Genomic DNA, 23170 nt, shown 5'->3' on the forward strand with positions numbered 1-23170 from the left:
TATAATAAAACGAGTCACGCTAAAAAGGATACGTAGCGTATAAAAATTCACGTAACCGAATATAACAACACTCTTTTACTGTAGATAATTATGGCGAGTTTGGGCGGAGGGAGACTGAAAATAGTAAGAAAAAATGATGATTTTGTGGTGGAAGATAAAAAGTAAAAATGTCGGCCTCTCCTGTAAAGAAAGGACCGACATTTTAACAGTTTATCAGGCGACAGGGCGCGCGATAATACTGCGGGTTTCCATGCGAACTTCAGCGATGTTTACGTCAATCACATCTGTGACTTTGTAAACTGTTTCACCTTTAATTTGCACAGTCCCATTTTCCTGACTACAAACCATTTCGTCACGAACAGCGTGCAGGAATGGGGCAGGAATAAAGGCGACAGCACCGTTATCCACCAGACGGACGCGCATACCGCCACGGCTGATATCAATGATCTCCGCAGCAAAGCGGGTATCTGTACCGGTTTTGTCCTGCAGGAAACGCGCGTACAGCCAGTCCCCAACGTCACGTTCTGCCATCCGGTTCAGACGGCGACGATCGGCCATTTGCAGGGTGGTGTCGTCCTGAGGTCGTGCAATCGTTTCGCCCTTGATAATCGCTTTCAGCAGGCGGTGGTTAACCATATCGCCATACTTACGGATTGGAGAGGTCCAGGTTGCGTAGGCTTCCAGGCCCAGACCAAAGTGCGGGCCTGGCTCTGTGCTGATTTCCGCAAAGGACTGGAAGCGACGAATACGGCTATCCAGGAAACCAGAAGGCTGTGCGTCCAGTTCGCGACGAAGCTTGCAGAAACCCGGCAGCGTCAGCACTTCTTCCGGATCAACATGCACATCGTGATTTTTCAGCAGAGCTGCCAGCGCTTCGGTATTGGCCGGATCAAATCCAGTGTGGACGTTGTAAATGCCAAAGCCCAGCTTGTCACGCAGCACGCGAGCGGCACAAATGTTGGCAGAAATCATCGCTTCTTCAACAATGCGGTTGGCAATACGTCGTGGCTCGGCCACGATATCCAGCACTTCGCCTTTCTCACCCAGAACAAAGCGATAATCCGGACGATCTTTGAACACCAGCGCATGGGTTTTACGCCATTCTCCACGGTTCAGACAGATACGGTGCAGCAGACGAATCTGAGCGGCAATAGCGTCTGATTCCGGTTTCCAGCTGCCGGTGTTCTCCAGCCAGTCAGAAACATTGTCATAAGCCAGCTTGGCTTTTGATTCAATGGTAGCGGCGAAGAACTCAATATCATCTTCAATCGTGCCATCTGCTGCGATAGTCATGCGGCAGGCAAGTACCGGACGCACTTCGTTTGGACGCAGTGAGCAGAGATCGTCTGACAGTTCGCGCGGCAGCATCGGGATGTTAAAGCCCGGCAGGTAGTTGGTGAATGCTCGGGTTTTCGCCGTATCGTCCAGCTTACTGCCTTCAGCAATCCACGCGGTTGGGTCCGCAATGGCGACAGTCAAATGCAGTTTGCCATCGGCACTCTCTTCAGCGTAGAGGGCATCATCCATATCTTCTGTACTGGCGCTGTCAATGGTGACAAATTCCAGGGCAGTGAGATCGCGACGAACCAGACCTTCATCCTGCATCTCAGTTGCAACGCCATTAGGCGCTTCTTTTTCAAGATTATGGCGTGCAAGCGTCACCCACCACGGTACAAAATGGTCGTCGCCAAAGGTGATGAACTGGGTCAATTCTGCATAAAAACCGCGATCGCCTTTCAGAGGATGACGGCGCATTTCTGCTACTGCCCAGTCACCTTCTTTAAAATCATGCTCAACGCCACGGGCGGCGCGGCAGGGAATAGCATCTTTCAGCAGGGGATGATCCGGCACAATAGAAAGACGATCCTCTTTTCTCTGTACCTTGCCCACAAAACGGGTCAGGAATGGTTCGATCAGTTCTTCCGGCTCGGCGGACTCACGATCCTTCTCGGTATGAATGACGGCCATGACGCGATCGCCATGCATCACTTTCTTCATCTGCGGTGGCGGAATGAAATAGCTTTTCTGCGCGTCAACTTCAAGGAAGCCAAAACCCTTTTCTGTGGCTTTTACGACCCCTTCTGCACGCGGCGTCTGGGAATGCAGTTGCTGTTTAAGCTGCGCTAGCAGCGGGTTGTCCTGAAACATAATGTTCTATTTTCGTAGCCATTGAGCGGCTGACAGTTTTACGCGATTCTCACTGTATCAGCAAGCGCTCTTTGGGTAATTAGTATGGTTATTCCTCTTTACCAAATGCGACGTTCAGGCGATTGAGCCAGCCATCAAATGCACTTTGGCCAAGCAGTTTGATCGCGCGTACGGCAGGGAGCCCTGCATCTGTGAGCGGGGTAAACTGTGCGGCGCTGAAGCGGTCAGGAGAGCGTGTCAGCAGTTCTGTTGCGGCAGAAAGAGCGGGAGATGTCAGAGAAATCTCCTCGCGAATGCTGATCAGGATTTCTCCCGTCAGGTCGAGTAGCGTCGGTTCATGGCAAAGGACGGGCGTCAGCGCTTCAAGTGCGGGTTCTGCCTGCCAGCGGGAGAGAGACTCAAGCTGATGCGCGCTTGCATAGCGCAGTTCGACGACGGGTAAAAGCGGTACCCACGCATCGTGACTTGTGGGCAGGGTGTGTGGCTGAATATGATGGCCCGGCAACCAGCGAACAGGGTGTCCCATTAGCGCCTGAAATACCGCGACTACGCGAGCCTGAAAACCAATAAAGCCGATAATCTGGTTAATCACCACAATGTCAAACGTTGACAAGCCCACTTCATCAAGCTGGTTCTGGGCTTTATCATCAATGACATCAGGAGAGCTGGCGAGCTGGCGGGCATACTGGGTGATTTGCGCCAGTCGTCGGTTGCTTTCACGCGAGGAGTCCGGGCCGGGAAGCGGGGCGAGGAGGGCAGCGTAATGGTTACAGAGCCGCTGGACGCCACAGGCCTGTGCGACCGTTAGCGCGGTACTGAGCCGATCGTAGGCGCTGAGCGTTTGCAGGCGATTCACGGGTATTGAGAGCGGAAACAGCAGGTGGCATAAGGTTCTGGCAGGAGTAAGCCAGCCAGTACAGGCAGCGACAATCTCATCAGGCAGGGCTAAATCGAGCAAAAAACGATCGTCGACGTTAGCGGCTTCGGGCACCAAAGGCAGAACATCTGTCTGCGCGTGGTTCGACTGGGTCTCGTGGTACCAGTGGCCTTTGCCGGAAAAACGGCGTTGTTCCATGTGCGTTCCTTGATCTCAAAATGGCGATCAATATCCTGGCGTAAGGCAGATAAAGGGAAAAATATTGTTAGGTGATAACAAATAGCAGAACGGAATAACGAAGGGGTGGTGCGGAGGGAAAAACTCTCTTCCCGTGCGGGAAGAGAGTCACAGCTTATTTAATTTCCAGCTCGTTCATTGCAGCGATGTTGAAGCCGCCGTCAACGTGAACCACTTCGCCGGAGATACCAGCGGAAAGGTCAGAGCACAGGAATGCTGCAGAGTTACCCACATCTTCAATGGTAACAGTACGACGAATCGGGGTAACCGCTTCGCAGTGTGCCAGCATTTTACGGAAATCTTTAATACCGGAAGCTGCCAGGGTGCGGATAGGACCTGCAGAGATGGCGTTAACGCGCACGCCTTCAGGACCCATTGCGTTCGCCATATAGCGTACGTTAGCTTCCAGAGACGCTTTCGCCAGACCCATAACGTTGTAGTTAGGGATAGCACGTTCAGCGCCCAGGTAGGACAGGGTCAGCAGAGCTGCGCCTGGGTTCAGCATCGCGCGGCAGGATTTTGCCATCGCAACGAAGCTGTAGGAGCTGATGTCGTGAGCGATTTTGAAGCCATCACGGGTAACCGCGTTCACGTAGTCGCCGTCCAGCTGGTCGCCAGGAGCGAAGCCAATGGAGTGAACGAAACCGTCGAATTTCGGCCATGCTTTTGCCAGTTCAGCAAACATGCCGTCGATGCTTTCGTCTTGTGCAACGTCACATTCCAGAACAATGCTGGAACCCAGCTGCGCGGCAAACTCTTCAACACGGCCTTTCAGCTTGTCGTTCTGGTAGGTGAACGCCAGCTCAGCGCCTTCGCGATGCATTGCCTGAGCGATGCCGTATGCGATGGACAGTTTGCTGGCAACGCCAGTCACCAGAATGCGCTTACCGGAAAGAAAACCCATAGCTTTAATCCTTATATTCATTGTTGTGGCGATTGCCATCATAACGGGACAATCGTCGTTAAAACGCGGCGATAATATCACGTGTCGCGTGCTTAGTTAATCCGACCACTCTTTCAACGCGCGGTTAGCGGTCTTTTCTCCACGCATCAGCCGTCAACGCTTCACCGAAATGACCGGCAATCAGCCGTTTTGTCAGCTCATGAAGCGGAGAGGCCATCACATCCGCCGTGCTGCCGCGCTCGACAACTTCGCCCTGGTGCATGACCATGACCTGGTCGCTGATGTGTTTCATCATTCCCAGATGTTGGGTGACGTAGATATAAGAGATACCCTGTTTTTCCTGCAATTCCAGCATCAGGTTAATTAACTGCGAACGCATCGACATATCCAGCGAGGCAAGAGCTTCGTCGGCGATGATCACTTTCGGGCGCAAAATCAACGCGCGCGCCAGGCCCAGACGCTGTTTCTGACCCGGGGCTAACATATGCGGGTAATAGCTTTCGTGATCGGGTAACAACCCAACCATACGCAGGGTTTCAAAGATACGTTTACGGCGCGCCTCTGGCTCCAGATCAGTATTCAGACGCAGCGGAAAATCCAGAATTTGCGAAATGCGCTGGCGTGGATTGAGCGAGGTCGACGGATCCTGGAAAATCATGCGGATGCGCTGGCTACGGAAAGAATAATCACCGAATTCCAGGGGGTGGTCGTCAATTAACACTTCCCCTGAGGTGGGTTCAACCATGCCGGCGAGCATCTTCGCCAGCGTGGATTTTCCGGATCCGTTTTCACCGATGATCGCCAGAGTCTGTTTTTCACGCAGTGTGAAACTTAGCGGTTTAACCGCTTCGACAGTCTGACGATGAAACAGCCCCGTCCGATAGCGAAAGGTCTTACTCAGGTTACGAACTTCCAGCAAAGTGTCGACCATTTCACTCTCTCTCCATGTTCAGCGGGAAATGACAGGCGTAAAGATGATTTTTGGCCCCGGTCAGACGTGGTGTCTCGATACATTTACGCTGAGCATACGGGCAACGCGGCCCCAGACGACAGCCTATCGGTAAGGATTCCAGCAGCGGAATCGCCCCTGGCAGGGTATTCAGGCGGCTCTTGTGTGGCATGGCACTGCCAAAATCAGGAATCGCACGGATCAGCGCCTGAGTATACGGATGATGCGGCGCGTTGATCAGATCTTCACTGGGTGCCGTTTCGACCGTTTGCCCGCAGTACATGACATCAATTTTGTCGGCCCATTTGCTGAGCATCTGCAGGTCATGACTGATCAGCAAAATAGTGGTGTTGTTATTCTGGTTCAGACGCGACAGCAAACGGAAAATTTGCGCCTGCGTGGTCGGTTCCATCGCGTTTGTCGGCTCATCGGCAATCAGCAAACGCGGCTGATTTGCCAGCGCGATGGCAATCATCACTTTCTGACATTCGCCGTCGGTCAGTTCATAAGGGAAACTGCGCATCGCATCTTTATGATCTTTGATCCCGACGCGGTGCAGCAGCTCAATGGCGCGACGTTTCCGCCAGCCAATGCGCTGCCACCAGCGGCCTTTATAGGTCCAGCCGGGAATGTTCTGCATCAGCTGTTTGCCCACGCGCTCGGACGGATCGAGACAGGATTGTGGCTCCTGGAAAATCATCGAGACGTTATGACCGACCAGCTTACGACGCTCGCGGTGGGAAAGGCGCAGCAGGTCAATATCATCGAACCGCATACGGTCAGCGGTCACGCGCCAGTTATCTTTTGCCACGCCGCAGATAGCTTTAGCAATCAGGCTCTTGCCTGAACCGGATTCTCCCACTAGCCCGCGAATTTCACCTTCAGCGAGTGTGATACTGATGCGATCGACGGCTTTAACCCAGCCTTCACCGGTTTTGAACTCGATAGTGAGGTTGCGAATATCAAGAAGCGGCATTATTGCACCCCCGCGTTAATTGCACGGCGAATACCGTCGCCCAGCAGGTTGATAAGCAGCACACTCACCATAATGGCCGCACCTGGCAGCATGACCACCCACGGTGCAACGTAGATGAGCTCCAGAGCATCGCCGAGCATCGCACCCCATTCAGGTGACGGCAACTGTGCACCGAGGTCGAGGAAACCGAGCGCCGCGATGTCCAGAATCGCCATCGACAGGGCGCGAGTGATCTCGGTGACCAGCCCGGAAGCAATGTTCGGCAGAACGGCGAACCACAGAATATTGAAGGTTGTTGCCCCGTCCAGACGGGCAGCGACGACATACTCTTTTTCCAGCTCATCATGCACCATGCTGTAAACCGAGCGAACGATGCGGGGCAGAATAGCCAGCCAGACGGCGAACATGGCATGCGACAGATGCGGACCCGCAAACGCGACGACAATGATCGCCAGCAGCAGAGACGGAATCGAGAGCAGCGTATCAAGAATGTGGTTCAACACCGCCGAACGCAGGCCATGGGTGGAACCTGCAAAAATGCCGAGCGCCAGACCACAGATCGTCGCCGCAAGGGTCACCACAAATGCGCCACCCACTGTTGGCGCTGCACCGCTCAACAGGCGGCTTAACACGTCGCGCCCAAGGTCGTCTGTGCCCAGGAAGAAAGAGACCTCACCGTAGCGTGACCATGAAGGTGGCAGCAGTTGATAGCCAAGGAACTGCTGGTCAATGCCATACGGCGCAAACCACGAGCCAAAGACGCAAAGCAATACCAGACCGGCGCAGCCATACAGACCGATCATTGCCGTGGTGTCACCATAGAATTTACGCCACACGGTACGCAGCACACCGGGCGTGCGCTTTTCACTGTATACGTTATCGTAAGGCATACCATTCCTTATGCTTCAATGGGTTAGCCATCGCACCCAAAATATCGGAGATCACGTTAACAATAATCACCAGCGAGCCAATCACCATGACACCTGCGGAAATAGCCGCATAGTCCTGCTGGCGGATGGCGTTTATCAGCCAGCGTCCGAGCCCAGGCCAGCTAAAGACCATCTCGGTGATCATCGCCAGCGTTAACATGGTGGAGAACTGTAGCCCCAGACGTGGGATCACAGGCGGCAGTGCATTGTGTAGCACATGACGGCGCAAAATGGTCAGACGTGATAATCCACGTGTGGCGGCGGCTTTGACATAGTTCTGATCAAACACCTCGATGGTGCTCAGACGCATGAGACGGATCACTTCAGTTGTCGGTGCCACGGCCAGGGTCAGCACTGGCAATACCATATGGCGCACCGCACTGACGATCATCTCATGACGCCATACTGAATCGGAGAGCCATGCGTCTATGATTGCAAACCCGGTCACCGATTTAACGGTATAAAGCAGGTCAAAACGGCCTGAGACCGGTAGCCAACCCATGGTCAGTGAGAAGAAAAGCGTCAGCAGTAGTGCCAGCCAGAAGATCGGGATTGAGAAACCGAGCAGAGCGAGAGCGCTAATAAACGTGTCCTGCCATTTGTTGCGGTAAATTCCGGCCAGCATGCCCACGGGAATGCCAACGATTAACGCAAAGCCAAAGGCCAGAATGCACAGCTCCATCGTGGCCGGAAATACCTCTTTCAGTTGATCGGAGATCAACTGTCCGTTAATGCTGGAGACGCCAAAATCCCAGTGCAGGAGACCGTTAAACCAAAAGATCCATGCATCCCACAGTGATGACCCCTGTAATGGGGCATGCGGTGTGAAATAGCTCAGGCTGAAGCCAACAAAATTCAGGAAAAAGAGCGTTACCAGCAACAGAAGAAGCCGACGTAAGGTAAAAATAATCATGGTTTTTTCACCTCTTGTTCTTTTTCGCGCGTCACGCCGGCGAACGAGGCGTTGCCAAACGGACTCAACACCAGACCTTTAATATCATAACGATACGCCTGGAGGCGCAGGGAAGAGGCCAGCGGCAATACGGGCAGCTCCTGAGCGAGGATCTTCTGTGCTTCATCATAGGCGTCAATGCGTGAGGCCAGTTGCTGGGAAGCCAGTGCTTTTTGCAGCACGGCGTCAAATTCCCGATTACACCAGTGGGCGTAGTTGGTTTGCGAGTTTATTGCCGCACAGCTCAGTAACGGGCGGAAGAAACTGTCCGGGTCATTACTGTCGGTGGCCCAGCCTGTGAGGGTTAAATCATGGTTCATGTCCATCAGACGCGCCTCCTGGAAACGCCCCTCAACCGGTACAATGATCACTTTCACGCCCACCTGCGCCATATCCGCCTGTAGCAGTTCGGCAGTTTTCAGTGGGCTGGGGTTCCACGCCTGTGAACTGGTAGGTACCCAAAGTTGCAGCGTCAGGTTTTCCGCCCCCAGCGCCTTCAATTGTTCACGCGCTTTTGCCGGATTGTATTCCGTAATTTTAGCCTCACCGTCATAGGCCCACGAGGCGCGCGGTAAAATTGAGGCGGCGGTTTCCGCCGTGCCGTAGTAGATCGACTGCATTAGTCGCTGATTGTTGATCGCCAGCGCAAGGGCATGGCGGACGGCAGGGTTGTTCAACGGCGGTTTGTCGGTGTTAAACGCCAGATAGGCGATGTTCATGCCCGGGCGCAATGTCAGACGCAGGCGTGGATCGTCGCGCAAAATGGTGAGCTGACTGGCAGCAGGCCAGGCGAGCACGTCGCATTCCCCGGTCAGCAGTTTTGACAGACGTCCCGTCCCGCCAGAACCGAGATCGACCACCACCTGCGGCATCAGCGGTACACCGCGCCAGAAATGTTCGTGGCGCTGCAGGCGAATATATTGACCTGCACGGTACTCGGCCAACTGGAACGGGCCGGTGCCGACCGGTTGACGATCAAGCATCTCCTGACGGTCAGATTTTGTCAGATTCGCGGCATATTCGGCAGACATGACTGACGCATAGTGAGTCGCCAGGTGCCACAGGAAGGAGGCATCCGGGCGCGTCAGCGTAAATTCAACGGTCCGGTTATCCAGCTTGCGTACGCTTTTAACCGTGTCGGCAAACTGCAGGCTATCGAAATAGGGGAAATTCCCCCCATTCACGTTATGCCACGGATAATTGCGGTTAAAGATCCGCTGGAAGGTAAAAACCACATCATCCGCATTCAGCTTGCGTGTTGGGGTAAACCACGGCGTTTTTTGAAACGCGACATCATCACGCAGACGAAAACGGTAGGTGGCGCCGTTATCAAGCACTTCCCAGCTTTCCGCAAGCTCAGGCACCAGACGGTAGGTGTAAGGATCGACATCCAGCAGACGGTCATAAAGCTGTGCGGCAAGCGTATCCACAATCAGACCACTGCCCGCTTTCTGCGGGTTAAAGGTATCCACCTGACCGCTTACGCAATAGACGAAGCCGCTGTCACGAATATCAGGCTGCGTAGTCAGCTCGGGCGCAGCAAAGGCCAGGCTGCTGAACAGGCCGAGTGCAAAAAAGGACGATAAAACCAGACGCATAATTTTTAAGGTTTTTAGGTTCGATCTGCAAAGTGTATCGCACTTACGCCTGCTTCGTAAAAATGTCTGCGGGTAAGTGCTGATATTGTCAGCGCATTTGATGCTTTTTGAGCAATGCCCTTAATTGATGGTAGGTCAGACCCAGGAGTTCAGCCGCTCGTTTCTGGTTATATTTCGCTGCCTTCAGACTTTGCTCAAGCAACTGCTTCTCCTGATGATGCTGAAACTCACGCAAATCAAGGGGAAGAGTGGGGGACTCGCTCGTTAACGACGGTGTGGAAACTGGCTGCATGTTGCGCTGGAAAGGATCGATAATGATGTTATCCAGCTCCGTCTCACTGCTGCCGTGGCGGTAAACAGAGCGCTCCACGACGTTTTTCAGTTCGCGGATATTTCCCGGCCAGTGGTAAGTAAGCAGCGTCTCCTGTGCATAATCGCTGAAGCCGGGGAACAGCGGCAGCCCGAGCTCGCGGCACATCTGAATCGCAAACTGGTCCGCCAGCAGCATGATGTCGCTTTTGCGTTCGCGCAGCGGAGGAAGCTGAACGACGTCAAAGGCCAGGCGGTCAAGCAGGTCGGCACGGAATTTCTCCTCCGCCACCATCTCCGGCAGGTTGGCGTTGGTGGCGCACACCAGGCGCACGTTAACCTGCAACGGCTGGCTACCGCCGACGCGTTCCAGCTCGCCGTACTCAATCACGCGGAGCAGCTTTTCCTGTACCAGCATGGGGGCGGTGGCCAGTTCATCAAGAAAGAGTGTGCCGCCGTCGGCGCGTTCAAAGCGTCCCGGATGGCGTTTTTGGGCCCCGGTAAACGCGCCTGCTTCATGGCCGAAGAGCTCGGTGTCGAGCAGGTTTTCATTCAGCGCCGCACAGTTAAGGGAAATAAAAGGGCCGTCCCAGCGCCCGGATAAATAATGCAGACGGTTGGCTATCAGCTCTTTCCCCGTTCCGCGTTCACCGATGATCAGCACCGGTTTGTTGAGCGGCGCCAGGCGAGAGACCTGTTCCAGCACTTCCAGAAAACTGTTTGCTTCACCGAGTAAATTGTCTTTGTATCCAGGCATGATGAAATTAACCACTCCTTAGCGATATTCACCAGGTAAGCATAGTTCTCTGTTGCATGAAAATCAATCAGATCAAGTAAAATCAATAAGATAAAAAACTGGCATGGTATTTGTATTATCTGTTCAGCAGGGCATTGCCCGATAACAGAAATATGAGGATTAGATTATGGGTATTTTTTCTCGTTTTGCCGACATCGTGAACGCCAATATCAACTCACTGCTTGAGAAAGCGGAAGATCCGCAGAAGCTGGTACGTTTGATGATCCAGGAGATGGAAGACACGCTGGTTGAAGTGCGTTCTACCTCCGCCCGTGCGCTGGCGGAGAAAAAACAGTTAACGCGTCGTATTGAGCAGGCTACCGCTCAGTTGAACGAATGGCAGGAAAAAGCCGAGCTTGCGCTGCGTAAAGATAAAGAAGATCTGGCCCGTGCTGCGTTGATTGAAAAACAGAAGCTGGCAGAGATGATTGCGACGCTTGAGCATGAAGTGACGCTGGTGGATGACACCCTCAACCGCATGAAGAAAGAGATTGGTGAGCTTGAAAACAAACTGAGCGAAACCCGTGCGCGTCAACAAGCACTGGCCCTGCGCCATCAGGCGGCAAGTTCTTCGCGAGACGTTCGCCGTCAGCTGGACAGTGGCAAGCTTGATGAAGCGATGGCGCGTTTTGAATCGTTTGAACGTCGTATCGATCAGATGGAAGCAGAAGCAGAAAGCCACAGCATAGGTAAACAGAAGTCGCTTGATCAACAGTTTGCTGACCTGAAAGCTGACGATGAAATCAGCGAGCAGCTGGCGGCATTGAAAGCCAAAATGAAACAAGATAACCAATAATAATTTATGCGGCACCTGAGCGTGCCGCCATGCATCGTAAGACAAGGAGTACACATGAGCGCGCTTTTTCTGGCCATTCCTCTGACTATTTTCGTGCTGTTCGTTTTGCCGATTTGGTTATGGCTGCACTATAGCAACCGTTCTTCACGGGGTGAGCTGTCCCAGAATGAACAACAGCGTCTGGTACAGCTGTCCGAACAGGCAAATAAAATGCGCGAACGCATTCAGGCACTGGAAGATATCCTGGATGCCGAGCATCCAAACTGGAGGGATCGTTAATGTCTGGACTGAATCTGAATAAAAAATTGTGGCGAATTCCGCAGCAGGGGATGGTGCGAGGTGTCTGCGCCGGGCTGGCCCATTATCTTGATGTGCCTGTAAAACTGGTACGTGTCGTCACGGTAATGTCTATTTTCTTCGGCCTGGCGTTTATCACCCTCGTGGCGTACATCATTTTGTCATTTGTACTCGACCCAATGCCGGAAGGTGAACTGGCTGCGGAAGGTGCGCCAACCAGCAATGATCTCCTGAATACAGTGGATGAACAACTGGCCGCAGGTGAAAAACGGTTGCGGGAAATGGAACGTTATGTCACCTCGGATACCTTTACGCTGCGAAGTCGTTTTCGTCAGCTTTAAGAGAGAGCTTACATGAAGCAAAACTGGCAACAGGCCGGTCAGAAGGTAAAACCCGGCCTGAAAATCGCAGGTAAACTGGTCCTGCTGACGGCGTTACGTTACGGCCCGGCGGGTGTGGCGGGTTGGGCGATCAAATCTGTTGCCCGTAAACCGGTCAGAATGTTGCTGGCCGTGGCACTGGAGCCTCTGCTGCAAAAAGTGGCAAAAAAGCTGTCACGTCGTTATTTATCCCTCTAGTAACCGCTCGTGTTAGCCCTTTCTCTCCCTCCGTGAGAGAGGGCTCGCGACGCTTCACGCTTTTCCCTCATTTTCTTGTGCTTTATTTGCGGCAGTTCACAATCCTGAACATCGCCGCTTTGTAATTGCATTTTTCAGCCTCCCGGTTCGTTGACAGATATTTTTCATGGGAGTAGATTTCCCTTCGTGGGACCGCTACCATGGAAAACTAAAGTGAACGAAAAAATTAAAAAACTCATTACTTATATTTACGGTGAATCATTTTCTGAGGCACATTTTAAAACGTTATTAACAAAGCTTGAGCAAGCTGCTGTTGCTATTACAGAAAAGCGTAAATCAGGATGGGATGAAAAAGATGTTGTCCTGATTACTTATGCCGATCAGTTCACCGCAGCAGGGAGGGACGCTCTGCCACTATTTACCCGCTTTTATAATGAGTGGCTTGTACGCTCGTTTTCCCATGTCCATCTTTTACCATTTTATCCGTGGTCTTCTGATGACGGTTTTTCCGTTATTGATTACCACAGCGTTGCGCCTGAAACAGGAACCTGGCAAGACGTTGCGGAATTAAAAAAATCAGCCAGCTTAATGTTTGATTTTGTATGCAACCATATGTCAGCGAAAAGTGAATGGTTTACTCATTATCTGGCGCAGAAACCAGGCTACGAAGATTTCTTTATTTCTGTTGATCCTGAAACCGATTTATCAGCAGTGACGCGTCCTCGCGCATTACCGTTGCTGACGCCTTTTACGCTGCATGATGGAAGTGTGCGTCATCTGTGGACCACCTTCAGTGATGACCAGATCGATCTCAACTTCGCCTCACCGCAGGTGCTGATTGCGATGGTTGACGTACTGCTTCATTACCTGGTTGAAGGGGCGAGTTATATTCGCCTGGATGCCGTCGGATTTATGTGGAAGATCCCAGGAACAAGCTGCATCCATCTGGAACAGACTCATTGCCTTATCCAGCTTTTCCGCGCGATAACTGAGGCGGTGGCACCGGGCACGGTGATCATTACCGAGACAAATGTCCCACACAAAGACAATATCTCTTACTTCGGTGACGGTGAAAACGAAGCCCAGATGGTCTATCAGTTCTCCTTACCGCCGCTGGTGCTGCATGCTGTTCATCGCCAGGATGTCAAAGCCCTCTGTCAGTGGGCTGGGTCGCTGGTGCTACCTTCGACAAAAACAACCTGGTTCAACTTCCTGGCCTCTCACGATGGTATCGGTCTGAATCCGTTACGCGGTATTCTTCCGGAATCAGAAATACTTTCACTGGTTGAAAAACTTCAGCAGGAAGGGGCGCTGGTCAACTGGAAAAATAATCCGGACGGAACGCGCAGCCCTTACGAAATTAACGTGACCTATCTTGACGCGTTAAGCTCGCAAAACAGTTCGGACGATGAACGCATTGCACGCTTTATTCTGGCGCATGCGGTGTTGTTAAGTTTCCCTGGCGTACCTGCCGTTTATATTCAAAGTATTCTTGGCTCTCGTAACGATTATGAAGGGGTTGAACGCCTCGGATATAACCGTGCGATCAACAGAAAGAAATACGGCCCGGGTGAGATTGATTTTGAACTTAGTAATAAAAATAGCCTTCGTCATAAAATCTATTCCCGCTTAAGCGAACTTATTGCAATTCGTCGTGGGGAGAGTGCATTTCATCCGGATACGCAGGCATTTTTTGAATCATTGGATGAGCAGGTTCTTAAAATTGTTCGCGTTTCTGAATCGGGTGAAAAAATTACAGCGCTATTTAATTTTAGTCATAACGTTCATACCGTTTATGGGGAAACGCTTTCCGGTCTGGAATTACTCTCCGGACAGGTGGTTAACGGTAAGGAATTAACCCTCAATCCATGGCAGGTGATGTGGATTAAAGAAAACTAAAAAGGACCCTAAAATGAAAATGCCCAAAATTGTGCTGTTATCAGCACTGGTTTCGTGCGCCCTGTTATCAGGTTGTAAGGATGATAAAGCGTCTGCGGTGACCATCGAGTTTATGCACTCGTCCGTAGAGCAGGAGCGTCAGGCGGTTATTACGAAACTGATCGAAAAATTCGAGAAAGAGAATCCTGGCATCACGGTGAAGCAAGTTCCGGTAGAAGAGGACGCCTACAACACCAAGGTGATTACGCTCGCCAGAACGGGGGCACTGCCTGAGGTGATTGAAGTCAGCCATGATTACGCGAAGGTCATGGATAAGGAACAATTGCTGGATCGCAAGGCTATCGGCGAAGTCATTAACGCGGTAGGCGAAAACACCTTCTATGACGGGATCCTCCGCGTTGTGCGAACGGAAGACGGCAGCGCCTGGACGGGGGTACCAATGAGTGCCTGGCTGTCTGGCGTCTGGTATCACAAAGATGTGCTTGCGGCAGCAGGTATTGAGGAGCCGCATAACTGGGAGCAACTGCTGAACGCCAGTCAAAAACTGAGCGACCCGGCCAATAAACATTACGGTATTGCGCTGCCTACGGCGGAAAGCGTGATGACTGAGCAGGCCTTCTCCCAGTTTGCGCTTTCCGGCGGTGCGAATGTTTTTGACGCCAGCGGGAACGTCGAAATTGATACCCCTGAAATGGCAAAAGCGCTGGCGTTCTATAAAGCGCTGGCGACGACTACCATGCCGGGCTCGAACGATGTCATGGAGATCAAAGATGCCTTCATGAACGGTTCTGCACCGATGGCCGTTTATTCCACTTACATCCTGCCGGCGGTATTCCAGGATGGTAACCCTGCCAATCTTGGCTTTGTCGTTCCTACAGAAAAATCCTCCGCCGTTTACGGCATGGTCACGTCCCTGACGATCACAACCGGTCAAACCGAAGATGAAACCAAAGCGGCTGAGAAGTTTGTGACCTGGATGGAGCAGGCTCAGAACGCAACCGACTGGGTCATGATGTCACCTGGAGCAGCGCTGCCGGTGAACAAGTTGGTGGTGGGCACGGATACCTGGAAAAACAACGATGTGATTAAAGCGTTCGGGCAACTGCCTTACGAGTTGATTGCTCAGTTCCCGAATGTTCAGGTCTTTGGTGCAGTAGGGGATAAAAACTTCACTCGTATGGGCGATGTTACCGGGTCGGGCATTATCAGTTCCATGGTGCATAACGTCACGGTGGGTAAACAAGATCTCAGCGCCACGCTTAGCAACTGCCAGAAGCGACTGACTGACCTGATTTCACAACGATAGGAGCGCTCTGCGGAAGGAAATTATGAAGACGTTGTTTTCTGGTCGTTCAGATATGCCTTTCGCCATGTTGCTGTTGGCCCCCAGCCTGATTTTGCTGGGGGGCCTGGTGGCCTGGCCAATGATTTCCAATATCGAAATCAGTTTTTTACGTCTGCCGCTTAACCCGCGCATTAGCGCGGTGTTTGTCGGGCTGGACAATTATATTCGCATCCTCAGTGATGCAGCATTCTGGCACTCGCTGTGGATGACGTTCTGGTATACGGCGCTGGTCGTGCTCGGCAGTACAGGGCTGGGACTCGCCGTCGCCATCTTCTTTAACCGTGAATTTCGCCTGCGGAAAACGGCACGTTCGCTGGTGATTTTATCCTACGTAACGCCGTCTATTTCCCTGGTGTTTGCCTGGAAATACATGTTCAACAACGGCTACGGGATTGTGAACTATTTGGGCGTTGACCTGCTGCATCTCTATGACCAGGCACCACTGTGGTTCGACAACCCTGGCAGTAGCTTTGTGCTGGTGGTGCTGTTCGCTATCTGGCGCTACTTCCCGTATGCCTTTATTTCATTCCTGGCGATTTTGCAGACCATTGATAAATCGTTGTACGAAGCGGCAGAGATGGACGGAGCCAATGCCTGGCAGCGTTTTCGTATCGTCACGTTGCCCGCCATCATGCCTGTGCTGGCAACGGTGGTGACGCTACGAACCATCTGGATGTTCTACATGTTTGCAGATGTCTACCTGTTAACGACCAAGGTCGATATTTTAGGCGTCTATCTCTACAAAACTGCATTTGCTTTCAACGATTTGGGTAAGGCGGCGGCAATCTCTGTGGTGCTGTTCGTCATCATCTTTGCTGTGATCCTGCTGACCAGAAAAAGGGTGAACCTCAATGGCAACAAATAAACGCTTACTGGGCCGCATTGGTTTTTATCTGGGACTGGCGGTATTTCTGATTATCACGCTGTTCCCGTTCTTCGTGATGCTGATGACGTCGTTTAAGAGTGCGAAAGAGGCCATATCGCTGAACCCGACTATTCTGCCGCAAGCGTGGACGCTTCAGCATTACGTTGACATCTTTAACCCGCTGATCTTCCCGTTTGTGGACTACTTCCGCAACAGCATGGTGGTGTCGCTGACATCGTCGGTAATTGCGGTGTTTCTCGGCACACTGGGTGCTTACGCGTTGTCCAAACTGCGTTTTAAGGGACGCACGACGATCAATGCGAGCTTCTACACCGTCTATATGTTCTCCGGGATTTTGCTGGTGGTACCACTGTTCAAAATCATCACCGCGCTCGGCATTTATGACACTGAAATGGCGCTGATTATCACCATGGTGACCCAGACGCTGCCGACAGCGGTATTCATGCTGCGTAGCTATTTCGACACCATTCCGGACGAAATAGAAGAGGCTGCGATGATGGATGGTCTGAACCGGCTGCAAATCATCTTCCGTATTACCGTGCCACTGGCGATTTCCGGCCTCGTGTCGGTGTTTGTTTACTGCTTCATGGTGGCGTGGAACGACTACCTGTTTGCCTCCATTTTCCTGTCCAGTGCCAGCAACTTTACTCTGCCGGTCGGGCTGAACACGCTCTTTAGCACGCCAGATTATATCTGGGGTCGCATGATGGCGGCATCGCTGGTGACGGCGCTTCCGGTGGTCATCATGTACGCACTCTCTGAACGTTTTATTAAAAGTGGTTTGACCGCCGGTGGCGTTAAGGGCTAAGGCGGCCAATTTTTTACCAGGAGCAAGTTATGAAAAAGTTAGTTGCGACAGCGCCACGCGTGGCGGCGCTGGTGGAATATGAAGACCGTGCTGTTGAAGCACATGAAGTAAAAATTCGCGCCCGCTTTGGCGCACCCAAGCACGGTACAGAAGTTGTGGATTTCCGCGCAGCAAGCCCGTTCATTGATGAAGAGTTCAACACGGAGTGGCAGATGTTCACCCCGCGTGAAAAGGGCGCAGCACGCGGTATCGAGTTCGGTAAGTTCCAGTTGGGTAACATGATCGTTGGCGACATTATTGAATGTGGTGCAGACGTCACTGAATACCAGATTGGCGACAGCGTCTGCTGCTACGGTCCACTGCAGGAGACTGTGATCGTTAACGCGGTTAACAACTATAAGCTGCGCAAAATGCCGCAGGGCGCGTCCTGGAAAAATGCCGTTTGCTACGATCCGGCGCAGTTCGCCATGAGCGGCGTGCGTGATGCCAACGTGCGAGTGGGGGATTTCGTTGTGGTTGTGGGCCTGGGGGCGATTGGTCAGATTGCTATCCAGCTGGCGAAAAAAGCCGGTGCATCCGTTGTTATCGGTGTTGATCCTATCGAACACCGCTGTGAGATCGCGCGCCGTCACGGTGCGGATCACTGCCTGAACCCGATTGGTACCGACATTGGTTTGCAAATTAAAAACCTGACCGGCAAACAGGGTGCGGACGTGATCATCGAAACCAGCGGTTTTGCTGATGCGCTGCAGTCTGCTCTGCGCGGACTCGCCTACGGCGGCACTATCTCCTACGTAGCCTTCGCAAAACCGTTCGCGGAAGGCTTTAACCTCGGCCGTGAAGCGCATTTCAATAACGCGAAGATTGTCTTCTCACGCGCCTGCAGCGAACCCAACCCGGATTACCCGCGCTGGAGCCGCAAGCGTATTGAAGAGACCTGCTGGGAACTGCTGATGAACGGTTATCTGAATTGTGAAGATCTGATCGACCCGGTCGTGACTTTCACCACCAGCCCGGAAAGCTACATGACGTATGTCGATCAGCACCCGGAACTCAGTATCAAAATGGGCGTCACTTTTTAAGCTAAGGACAGCAAATCATGAAAATCGCAACACAAAACCAGGCCTTTTTCCCAGCCAACATCATGGAAAAATTCGAGTACATCAAAGCGATGGGGTTTGATGGCTATGAAATCGACGGCAAACTCCTGGTAGAAAATCTCGACGAAGTAAAAGCCGCAATCAAAGCCACTGGTCTGCCGGTAACAACTGCGTGCGGCGGATACGATGGTTGGATCGGTGATTTTATCGAAGAACGCCGTATGAACGGCTTACAACAGATTGAACGCATTCTGGAAGCACTGGCAGACGTGGGTGGAAAGGGCATTATTGTGCCTGCTGCGTGGGGGATGTTTACCTTCCGCCTGCCGCCAATGACCTCCCCACGTAGCCTGGACGGCGATCGCAAAGCGGTTAGCGCCTCGCTGCGTTGGCTGGATGAGGTGGCTGCGCGCACCGGTACGACCATCTACCTGGAGCCGCTGAACCGCTACCAGGATCATATGATCAATACTCTGGCCGACGCGCGTCGTTATATCGAAGAAAACGGTCTGAAGCACGTGCAGATCATCGGTGATTTCTATCATATGAACATCGAAGAGGACTCACTGACGGATGCGCTGCATCAGAACCGCGATCTGCTGGGGCATGTGCACATTGCTGATAACCACCGCTATCAGCCGGGCAGCGGAAGCCTCGATTTTGCCAGCCTGTTCGATCAGCTGCGTGCCGATAACTATCAGGGGTATGTAGTGTATGAGTGTCGCGTTCGTGCCGACGATCCGGCTCAGGCCTATCAGGACTCACTCACTTATTTGCGTGAATGCTAAGGATGACGAGCGTGATGAGTGCTTCTACACCGTCGCCTCTGCGTGTCGCCATTATTGGCGCCGGACAGGTCGCGGACAAAGTGCATGCCTCGTATTATGCCACGCGCAGTGATGTTCAAATGGTGGCTGTCATGGACAGCCGCCTTGAACAAGCACAGGCGTTAGCGGAACGTTATGCTATTTCATCGGCATGGCAGGACGCTCACGAGATGTTGCAGGCAGTAAAACCGGATGTGGTGAGCGTCTGTTCGCCTAACCGGTTCCATTTTGAACATGTGATGGCGGCCCTCGACGCGGGTTGCCATGTGATGTGTGAAAAACCCCCGGCGATGACAGCGCTGCAGGCTGATGAGATGCGCATTGCGGCGCGCAAGGCAGGAAAAGTCCTGGCCTATGATTTTCACCATCGCTTCGCCCTGGATACCCAGCTCCTGCGTGATGCGGTAATGAACGGAACACTCGGTGAGGTTTACTTCACGTCGGCGCAGGCGCTGCGTCGTTGCGGTGTGCCGGGGTGGGGCGTTTTTACCAACAAATCGTTACAAGGCGGTGGACCGCTGATTGATATCGGCATTCATATGCTTGATGCCGCCATGTATGTTCTGGGTTTCCCGGCGGTAAAACGGGTGACCGCGCACAGCTTCCAGAAGCTGGGAAACTGTAAAAGTATCGGTCAGTTTGGCGAGTGGGATCCCAGGCTGTTTACCGTTGAGGATGCCCTGTTTGGCACGATTGAATTCTGTAACGGCGGCATTCTGCGTGTGGACACCTCTTTTGCGCTTAACATCCGTGAGCAGTCCATCATGAACGTCTCTTTCTGCGGTGAAAAGGCGGGGGCAACGCTGTTCCCGGCGCACATCTACAACGATGAAGCCGGTGCTTTAGTCACCATCACACAACGTGAAGAGGCTGATGACCAGCGCCATTTACGCAGTATGGAGGCCTTCGTGCGTCATGTGCAGGGAGAGCCCGTGATGATCGCTGATGCAGAACAGGGGCTGGTTATCCAGCAGCTTGTGGCCGCGCTTTATGAATCAGCAGAAACAGGGGAAAGCGTGACATTATGCTGAACGTCTCTGGATTAACCGACCCGGGCTTTTGTCCACACAGTCTGAATAAATACGCCTCTGTCATGGCCTGCGGCAATGGCTATATGGGCATTCGCGCTACGCATGAAGAAGATTATACCCAGCAAATCCGGGGCATGTATCTCGCGGGTCTGTATCACTGTGCCGGGCGCAATGAGACCACTGAGCTGATCAATCTGCCAGATATCACCGGCATTGATGTTGAGCTGGACGGTGTAAATTTGACCCTCCTGTCAGGAGAAATACTTGAGTGGCAGCGCGAGCTGGCCTTTGCCAACGGCGAACTGCATCGTAACGTTGTCTGGCGTTCGCCTGACGGGAAACGCTATCGGCTGGAAAGTCGTCGTTTTGTGTCGCTGGACCAGTTGCCCTTAGTGGCAATGCAGTTCTCGATCACACCGCTTGATGGCGCTGCGCAGGCCGTGCTGAAAACCGGCATAGATGCGACACAAACCAACAGCGGCAGGCAGCATCTGGATGAACTCTCGGTCAGAGTCTTTGACCAGCACTACATGCAGGGTGTGTATGAAACGCAGGACCGGGCGTCTGAGGTTATTATTTCGGCATATTGTCAGCTCTCAACAAAGAGCGACAGCTGTTTCACCGCCAAAAATCGTCGTCTCAGCGTTCATCATTCACTGAAAATTGCTCAGGGTGACACTGTCACGCTTGAGAAAATTGTCTGGGTGACGCATCGCAGCGATAAAGCACTGTCGCAGGCGTCTTTCGCGCACAACGCGCTGGCCGATCTCAAAGTCTGTGCGGCAAGGGGCTACGATGCGTTGCTTGAGAGTTCAGCGTATGCCTGGAAAGCGGTCTGGCGTGATGCCCGGGTGGAAGTCACTTCTGCGGAACATCAGGATCAGATGGCACTGGATTATGCTGTCTGGCATCTGACCGCGATGACGCCAGCCCATGACGAGCGAAGCAGTATCGCCGCAAAAGGGCTGACCGGAGAGGGGTATAAAGGACACGTCTTCTGGGATACCGAAATTTTCCTGCTGCCTTTCCATCTGTTCACCCGCCCACAGGTTGCCCGCAGCCTGTTGCGCTATCGCTGGCTTAATCTTTCAGGCGCTCGGGAAAAAGCCCGGCGTAACGGCTGGCCAGGCGCGTTGTTCCCGTGGGAAAGTGCCGCAAGCGGAGAGGAAGAGACACCAGAATTCGCGGCTATCAACATCCGTACCGGGGTTCGCCAGAAGGTCGCTTCCGCACTTGCTGAACACCACATCGTGGCAGATATTGCCTGGGCCGTGGTCGCTTACTGGCAGGCGACAGGCGATGATACTTTTATGCGTAATGAAGGCCTGACGTTGTTGATAGAAACCGCCTCGTTCTGGATAGGACGCGCGACGGAAATCAATGGGCGTCTGGAAATCCATGACGTGATCGGACCGGATGAATACACCGAGCATGTGAATAACAATGCCTACACCAACTATCTGGCCTGGTACAACGTTGCCTGCGCGCGCCGGTTTATGACGATGTTCGGACGCGAAGATGCGTGTTTTACGGATAATGCCACGCAGTTCCTGTCGCGCCTGTGGCTGCCAGAAGCCAATGCTGACGGTGTGATCCCACAGGATGATACCTTCATGGCAAAACCTGCTATTGATCTGAGCCGCTATAAAGCCAAAGCGGGTAAGCAGACCATTCTTCTCGATTACTCCCGCGCGGAAGTGAACGAAATGCAGATCCTTAAGCAGGCTGATGTTGTGATGCTTAACTATCTGCTGCCGGAACGGTTTACGCCGCAACAATGCGCTGCCAATCTGGCGTTCTATGAACCCCGTACCATCCATGATTCGTCGCTAAGCAAAGCCATTCACGGGATTGTGCTCGCGCGCTGTGGTGACACTGAAGGAGCCTATACCTTCTGGCGTGACGGCATCAGCATTGATTTGGGTGATGATCCGCACAGCAGCGATGAGGGTATACATGCTGCGGCCACTGGTGCGATCTGGTCTGGCGCGATTCAGGGATTCGCTGGCCTGCAAATTATTGAAGGGGAATTGCATCTTGCGCCGAAACTGCCTGCTCACTGGCAGAAACTCGCATTCCCGCTGCGGTGGCGGAATGCAACCATGCACTTCACGTATGAAAACGCAGTGTTAACCCTTGAAACGTCGGAACCTGTCACGCTGACGCTGTGGGACAAAACACTACGTGTATCGGGGCGGAAAGTTTGCGCTTATAAGGATTTTCTTGCATCCGTTGATGGGACCGCTACCACGAAGGTGAGTCATGATGCTTAAGGCTGTTGTTTTCGATCTGGATGGTGTGATCACCGATACCGCACACCTCCACTTTCTGGCCTGGCGCGCCGTGGCGGAGGAAATTGGTATCGGCTTCGATGAAATTTTTAACGAACAGCTGAAGGGGATAAGTCGTATGGATTCTCTCCTGCGCATCCTGAAGCATGGCGGGAAAGAGGGGATGTTTAGCGATGAGCAGTGTCTGGCGCTTGCGACGAAAAAAAATGCGCTTTATGTCCAGTCGCTGGCATCCCTCACGCAGGATTCGCTGCTTCCGGGTATTCGCGAGGTGCTGGCGGAGATCCGTGCGGCGAAGGTCAAAATTGGGCTGGCATCCGTATCGCTCAATGCCCCAGGGATCCTGAACGCGCTGGGTATTCATCAGGCATTCGATTTTTGTGCCGATGCTTCCCGCATTCACCGCTCAAAGCCAGACCCGGAGATCTTCCTTGCCGCCTGTACAGGGCTGAATGTGCGTCCTGAAGAGGCCATCGGTATTGAAGATGCCGCCGCAGGCGTTGAAGCAATCAACAGTGCGGGGATGCTGTCGGTAGGTATTGGGCCTGGTCTCAACCATGCGGGATTACAACTTCATTCAACGCGGGAACTGACCTGGAAATGCCTGACAGAATTCTGGGCGTCCCGGGCGTATTGA

General features: G+C 52.8%; 22 protein-coding genes. 13 read left to right on the forward strand and 9 right to left on the reverse strand.

The annotated features are described in order from the left end of the window. Window positions 1–213 precede the first annotated feature (213 nt). The 9 genes from HED65_RS01125 to pspF all read right to left on the reverse strand — a co-directional run bounded on the left by HED65_RS01125 (window position 214) and on the right by pspF (window position 10636). On the reverse strand, window positions 214–2148 hold the full coding sequence (locus HED65_RS01125; protein WP_114977053.1) for an exoribonuclease II: 1935 nt from the start codon (window positions 2146–2148) through the stop codon (window positions 214–216). Window positions 2149–2236: 88 nt separating this feature from the next. Further along, entirely contained in the window at window positions 2237–3223 is a 987-nt protein-coding gene (locus tag HED65_RS01130) for a CMD domain-containing protein (RefSeq protein WP_114977054.1), read from the reverse strand. A gap of 154 nt (window positions 3224–3377) precedes the next feature. Then, on the reverse strand, window positions 3378–4166 hold the full coding sequence (gene fabI, locus HED65_RS01135) for an enoyl-ACP reductase FabI (protein ID WP_003856831.1): 789 nt from the start codon (window positions 4164–4166) through the stop codon (window positions 3378–3380). Window positions 4167–4290: 124 nt separating this feature from the next. Next, entirely contained in the window at window positions 4291–5097 is an 807-nt protein-coding gene (gene sapF, locus HED65_RS01140; protein WP_114977055.1) for a putrescine export ABC transporter ATP-binding protein SapF, read from the reverse strand. A gap of 1 nt (window position 5098) precedes the next feature. After that, entirely contained in the window at window positions 5099–6091 is a 993-nt protein-coding gene (gene sapD, locus HED65_RS01145; RefSeq protein ID WP_028018818.1) for a putrescine export ABC transporter ATP-binding protein SapD, read from the reverse strand. Then, a complete protein-coding gene (sapC, locus tag HED65_RS01150; RefSeq protein WP_114977056.1) occupies window positions 6091–6981 on the reverse strand; it encodes a putrescine export ABC transporter permease SapC in 891 nt (296 codons plus the stop codon). Before sapC ends, sapD begins: the two co-directional genes overlap by 1 nt. Beyond that, the gene (gene sapB / locus HED65_RS01155; protein ID WP_114977057.1) at window positions 6968–7933 is read right to left on the reverse strand and encodes a putrescine export ABC transporter permease SapB; all 966 of its coding nucleotides are present in this window, start codon (window positions 7931–7933) and stop codon (window positions 6968–6970) included. Before sapB ends, sapC begins: the two co-directional genes overlap by 14 nt. Then, complete coding sequence (sapA, locus tag HED65_RS01160) at window positions 7930–9570, reverse strand: ABC transporter substrate-binding protein SapA (protein WP_114977058.1); 1641 nt, start codon at window positions 9568–9570, stop codon at window positions 7930–7932. Before sapA ends, sapB begins: the two co-directional genes overlap by 4 nt. An 88-nt stretch (window positions 9571–9658) precedes the next feature. Continuing rightward, complete coding sequence (gene pspF / locus HED65_RS01165; RefSeq protein WP_114977059.1) at window positions 9659–10636, reverse strand: phage shock protein operon transcriptional activator; 978 nt, start codon at window positions 10634–10636, stop codon at window positions 9659–9661. Window positions 10637–10802: 166 nt separating this feature from the next. On the opposite strand from pspF, the gene pspA reads away from it, so the two are divergent. From pspA to pgmB, 13 genes are all read left to right on the forward strand, one after another. Continuing rightward, window positions 10803–11471 carry a phage shock protein PspA gene (pspA, locus tag HED65_RS01170; protein WP_114977060.1) on the forward strand — a complete coding sequence of 223 codons (669 nt, stop codon included), beginning with the start codon at window positions 10803–10805 and terminating at the stop codon, window positions 11469–11471. A 54-nt stretch (window positions 11472–11525) separates the two neighbouring features. Further along, window positions 11526–11750: an envelope stress response membrane protein PspB gene (gene pspB, locus HED65_RS01175; RefSeq protein ID WP_028018824.1), complete on the forward strand. Its 225-nt coding sequence runs from the start codon at window positions 11526–11528 to the stop codon at window positions 11748–11750. Then, window positions 11750–12109, forward strand: coding sequence for an envelope stress response membrane protein PspC (pspC, locus tag HED65_RS01180; RefSeq protein WP_114977061.1), 360 nt, complete (start codon window positions 11750–11752; stop codon window positions 12107–12109). The genes pspB and pspC overlap by 1 nt, the downstream gene beginning before the upstream one ends. A 12-nt stretch (window positions 12110–12121) precedes the next feature. After that, window positions 12122–12346: a phage shock protein PspD gene (gene pspD / locus HED65_RS01185; RefSeq protein ID WP_114977062.1), complete on the forward strand. Its 225-nt coding sequence runs from the start codon at window positions 12122–12124 to the stop codon at window positions 12344–12346. Window positions 12347–12559: 213 nt separating this feature from the next. Further along, the gene (locus HED65_RS01190; RefSeq protein WP_114977063.1) at window positions 12560–14245 is read left to right on the forward strand and encodes a sugar phosphorylase; all 1686 of its coding nucleotides are present in this window, start codon (window positions 12560–12562) and stop codon (window positions 14243–14245) included. Between the two features lie 13 nt (window positions 14246–14258). Next, window positions 14259–15551, forward strand: coding sequence for an ABC transporter substrate-binding protein (locus tag HED65_RS01195; RefSeq protein WP_114977064.1), 1293 nt, complete (start codon window positions 14259–14261; stop codon window positions 15549–15551). A 22-nt stretch (window positions 15552–15573) separates the two neighbouring features. Beyond that, on the forward strand, window positions 15574–16455 hold the full coding sequence (locus HED65_RS01200; protein ID WP_114977065.1) for a carbohydrate ABC transporter permease: 882 nt from the start codon (window positions 15574–15576) through the stop codon (window positions 16453–16455). After that, window positions 16442–17284: a carbohydrate ABC transporter permease gene (locus tag HED65_RS01205; protein WP_114977066.1), complete on the forward strand. Its 843-nt coding sequence runs from the start codon at window positions 16442–16444 to the stop codon at window positions 17282–17284. The genes HED65_RS01200 and HED65_RS01205 overlap by 14 nt, the downstream gene beginning before the upstream one ends. Before the next feature lie 29 nt (window positions 17285–17313). Then, complete coding sequence (gene ycjQ / locus HED65_RS01210) at window positions 17314–18366, forward strand: D-guloside 3-dehydrogenase (RefSeq protein ID WP_114977067.1); 1053 nt, start codon at window positions 17314–17316, stop codon at window positions 18364–18366. A 17-nt stretch (window positions 18367–18383) separates the two neighbouring features. Beyond that, window positions 18384–19172 carry a 3-dehydro-D-guloside 4-epimerase gene (gene ycjR / locus HED65_RS01215; RefSeq protein ID WP_114977068.1) on the forward strand — a complete coding sequence of 263 codons (789 nt, stop codon included), beginning with the start codon at window positions 18384–18386 and terminating at the stop codon, window positions 19170–19172. A gap of 11 nt (window positions 19173–19183) precedes the next feature. Further along, window positions 19184–20242: a D-glucoside 3-dehydrogenase gene (gene ycjS, locus HED65_RS01220; protein WP_114977455.1), complete on the forward strand. Its 1059-nt coding sequence runs from the start codon at window positions 19184–19186 to the stop codon at window positions 20240–20242. After that, window positions 20236–22515 (forward strand): glycoside hydrolase family 65 protein, encoded by a 2280-nt coding sequence (locus tag HED65_RS01225; protein WP_114977069.1) that lies wholly within the window; start codon window positions 20236–20238, stop codon window positions 22513–22515. Before ycjS ends, HED65_RS01225 begins: the two co-directional genes overlap by 7 nt. Continuing rightward, window positions 22505–23170 carry a beta-phosphoglucomutase gene (gene pgmB, locus HED65_RS01230; RefSeq protein WP_114977070.1) on the forward strand — a complete coding sequence of 222 codons (666 nt, stop codon included), beginning with the start codon at window positions 22505–22507 and terminating at the stop codon, window positions 23168–23170. The genes HED65_RS01225 and pgmB overlap by 11 nt, the downstream gene beginning before the upstream one ends.

The organism is Pantoea sp. LS15, from assembly GCF_012241585.1.
Classification (GTDB): domain Bacteria; phylum Pseudomonadota; class Gammaproteobacteria; order Enterobacterales; family Enterobacteriaceae; genus Enterobacter.

Coding starts and splice junctions, on each gene's coding strand:
- HED65_RS01125 (WP_114977053.1), bottom strand. CDS start 2,148: ATGTTTCAGGACAACCCGCTGCTAGCGCAGCTTAAACAGCAACTGCAT.
- HED65_RS01130 (WP_114977054.1), bottom strand. CDS start 3,223: ATGGAACAACGCCGTTTTTCCGGCAAAGGCCACTGGTACCACGAGACC.
- fabI (WP_003856831.1), bottom strand. CDS start 4,166: ATGGGTTTTCTTTCCGGTAAGCGCATTCTGGTGACTGGCGTTGCCAGC.
- sapF (WP_114977055.1), bottom strand. CDS start 5,097: ATGGTCGACACTTTGCTGGAAGTTCGTAACCTGAGTAAGACCTTTCGC.
- sapD (WP_028018818.1), bottom strand. CDS start 6,091: ATGCCGCTTCTTGATATTCGCAACCTCACTATCGAGTTCAAAACCGGT.
- sapC (WP_114977056.1), bottom strand. CDS start 6,981: ATGCCTTACGATAACGTATACAGTGAAAAGCGCACGCCCGGTGTGCTG.
- sapB (WP_114977057.1), bottom strand. CDS start 7,933: ATGATTATTTTTACCTTACGTCGGCTTCTTCTGTTGCTGGTAACGCTC.
- sapA (WP_114977058.1), bottom strand. CDS start 9,570: ATGCGTCTGGTTTTATCGTCCTTTTTTGCACTCGGCCTGTTCAGCAGC.
- pspF (WP_114977059.1), bottom strand. CDS start 10,636: ATGCCTGGATACAAAGACAATTTACTCGGTGAAGCAAACAGTTTTCTG.
- pspA (WP_114977060.1), top strand. CDS start 10,803: ATGGGTATTTTTTCTCGTTTTGCCGACATCGTGAACGCCAATATCAAC.
- pspB (WP_028018824.1), top strand. CDS start 11,526: ATGAGCGCGCTTTTTCTGGCCATTCCTCTGACTATTTTCGTGCTGTTC.
- pspC (WP_114977061.1), top strand. CDS start 11,750: ATGTCTGGACTGAATCTGAATAAAAAATTGTGGCGAATTCCGCAGCAG.
- pspD (WP_114977062.1), top strand. CDS start 12,122: ATGAAGCAAAACTGGCAACAGGCCGGTCAGAAGGTAAAACCCGGCCTG.
- HED65_RS01195 (WP_114977064.1), top strand. CDS start 14,259: ATGAAAATGCCCAAAATTGTGCTGTTATCAGCACTGGTTTCGTGCGCC.
- HED65_RS01200 (WP_114977065.1), top strand. CDS start 15,574: ATGAAGACGTTGTTTTCTGGTCGTTCAGATATGCCTTTCGCCATGTTG.
- HED65_RS01205 (WP_114977066.1), top strand. CDS start 16,442: ATGGCAACAAATAAACGCTTACTGGGCCGCATTGGTTTTTATCTGGGA.
- ycjQ (WP_114977067.1), top strand. CDS start 17,314: ATGAAAAAGTTAGTTGCGACAGCGCCACGCGTGGCGGCGCTGGTGGAA.
- ycjR (WP_114977068.1), top strand. CDS start 18,384: ATGAAAATCGCAACACAAAACCAGGCCTTTTTCCCAGCCAACATCATG.
- HED65_RS01225 (WP_114977069.1), top strand. CDS start 20,236: ATGCTGAACGTCTCTGGATTAACCGACCCGGGCTTTTGTCCACACAGT.
- pgmB (WP_114977070.1), top strand. CDS start 22,505: ATGATGCTTAAGGCTGTTGTTTTCGATCTGGATGGTGTGATCACCGAT.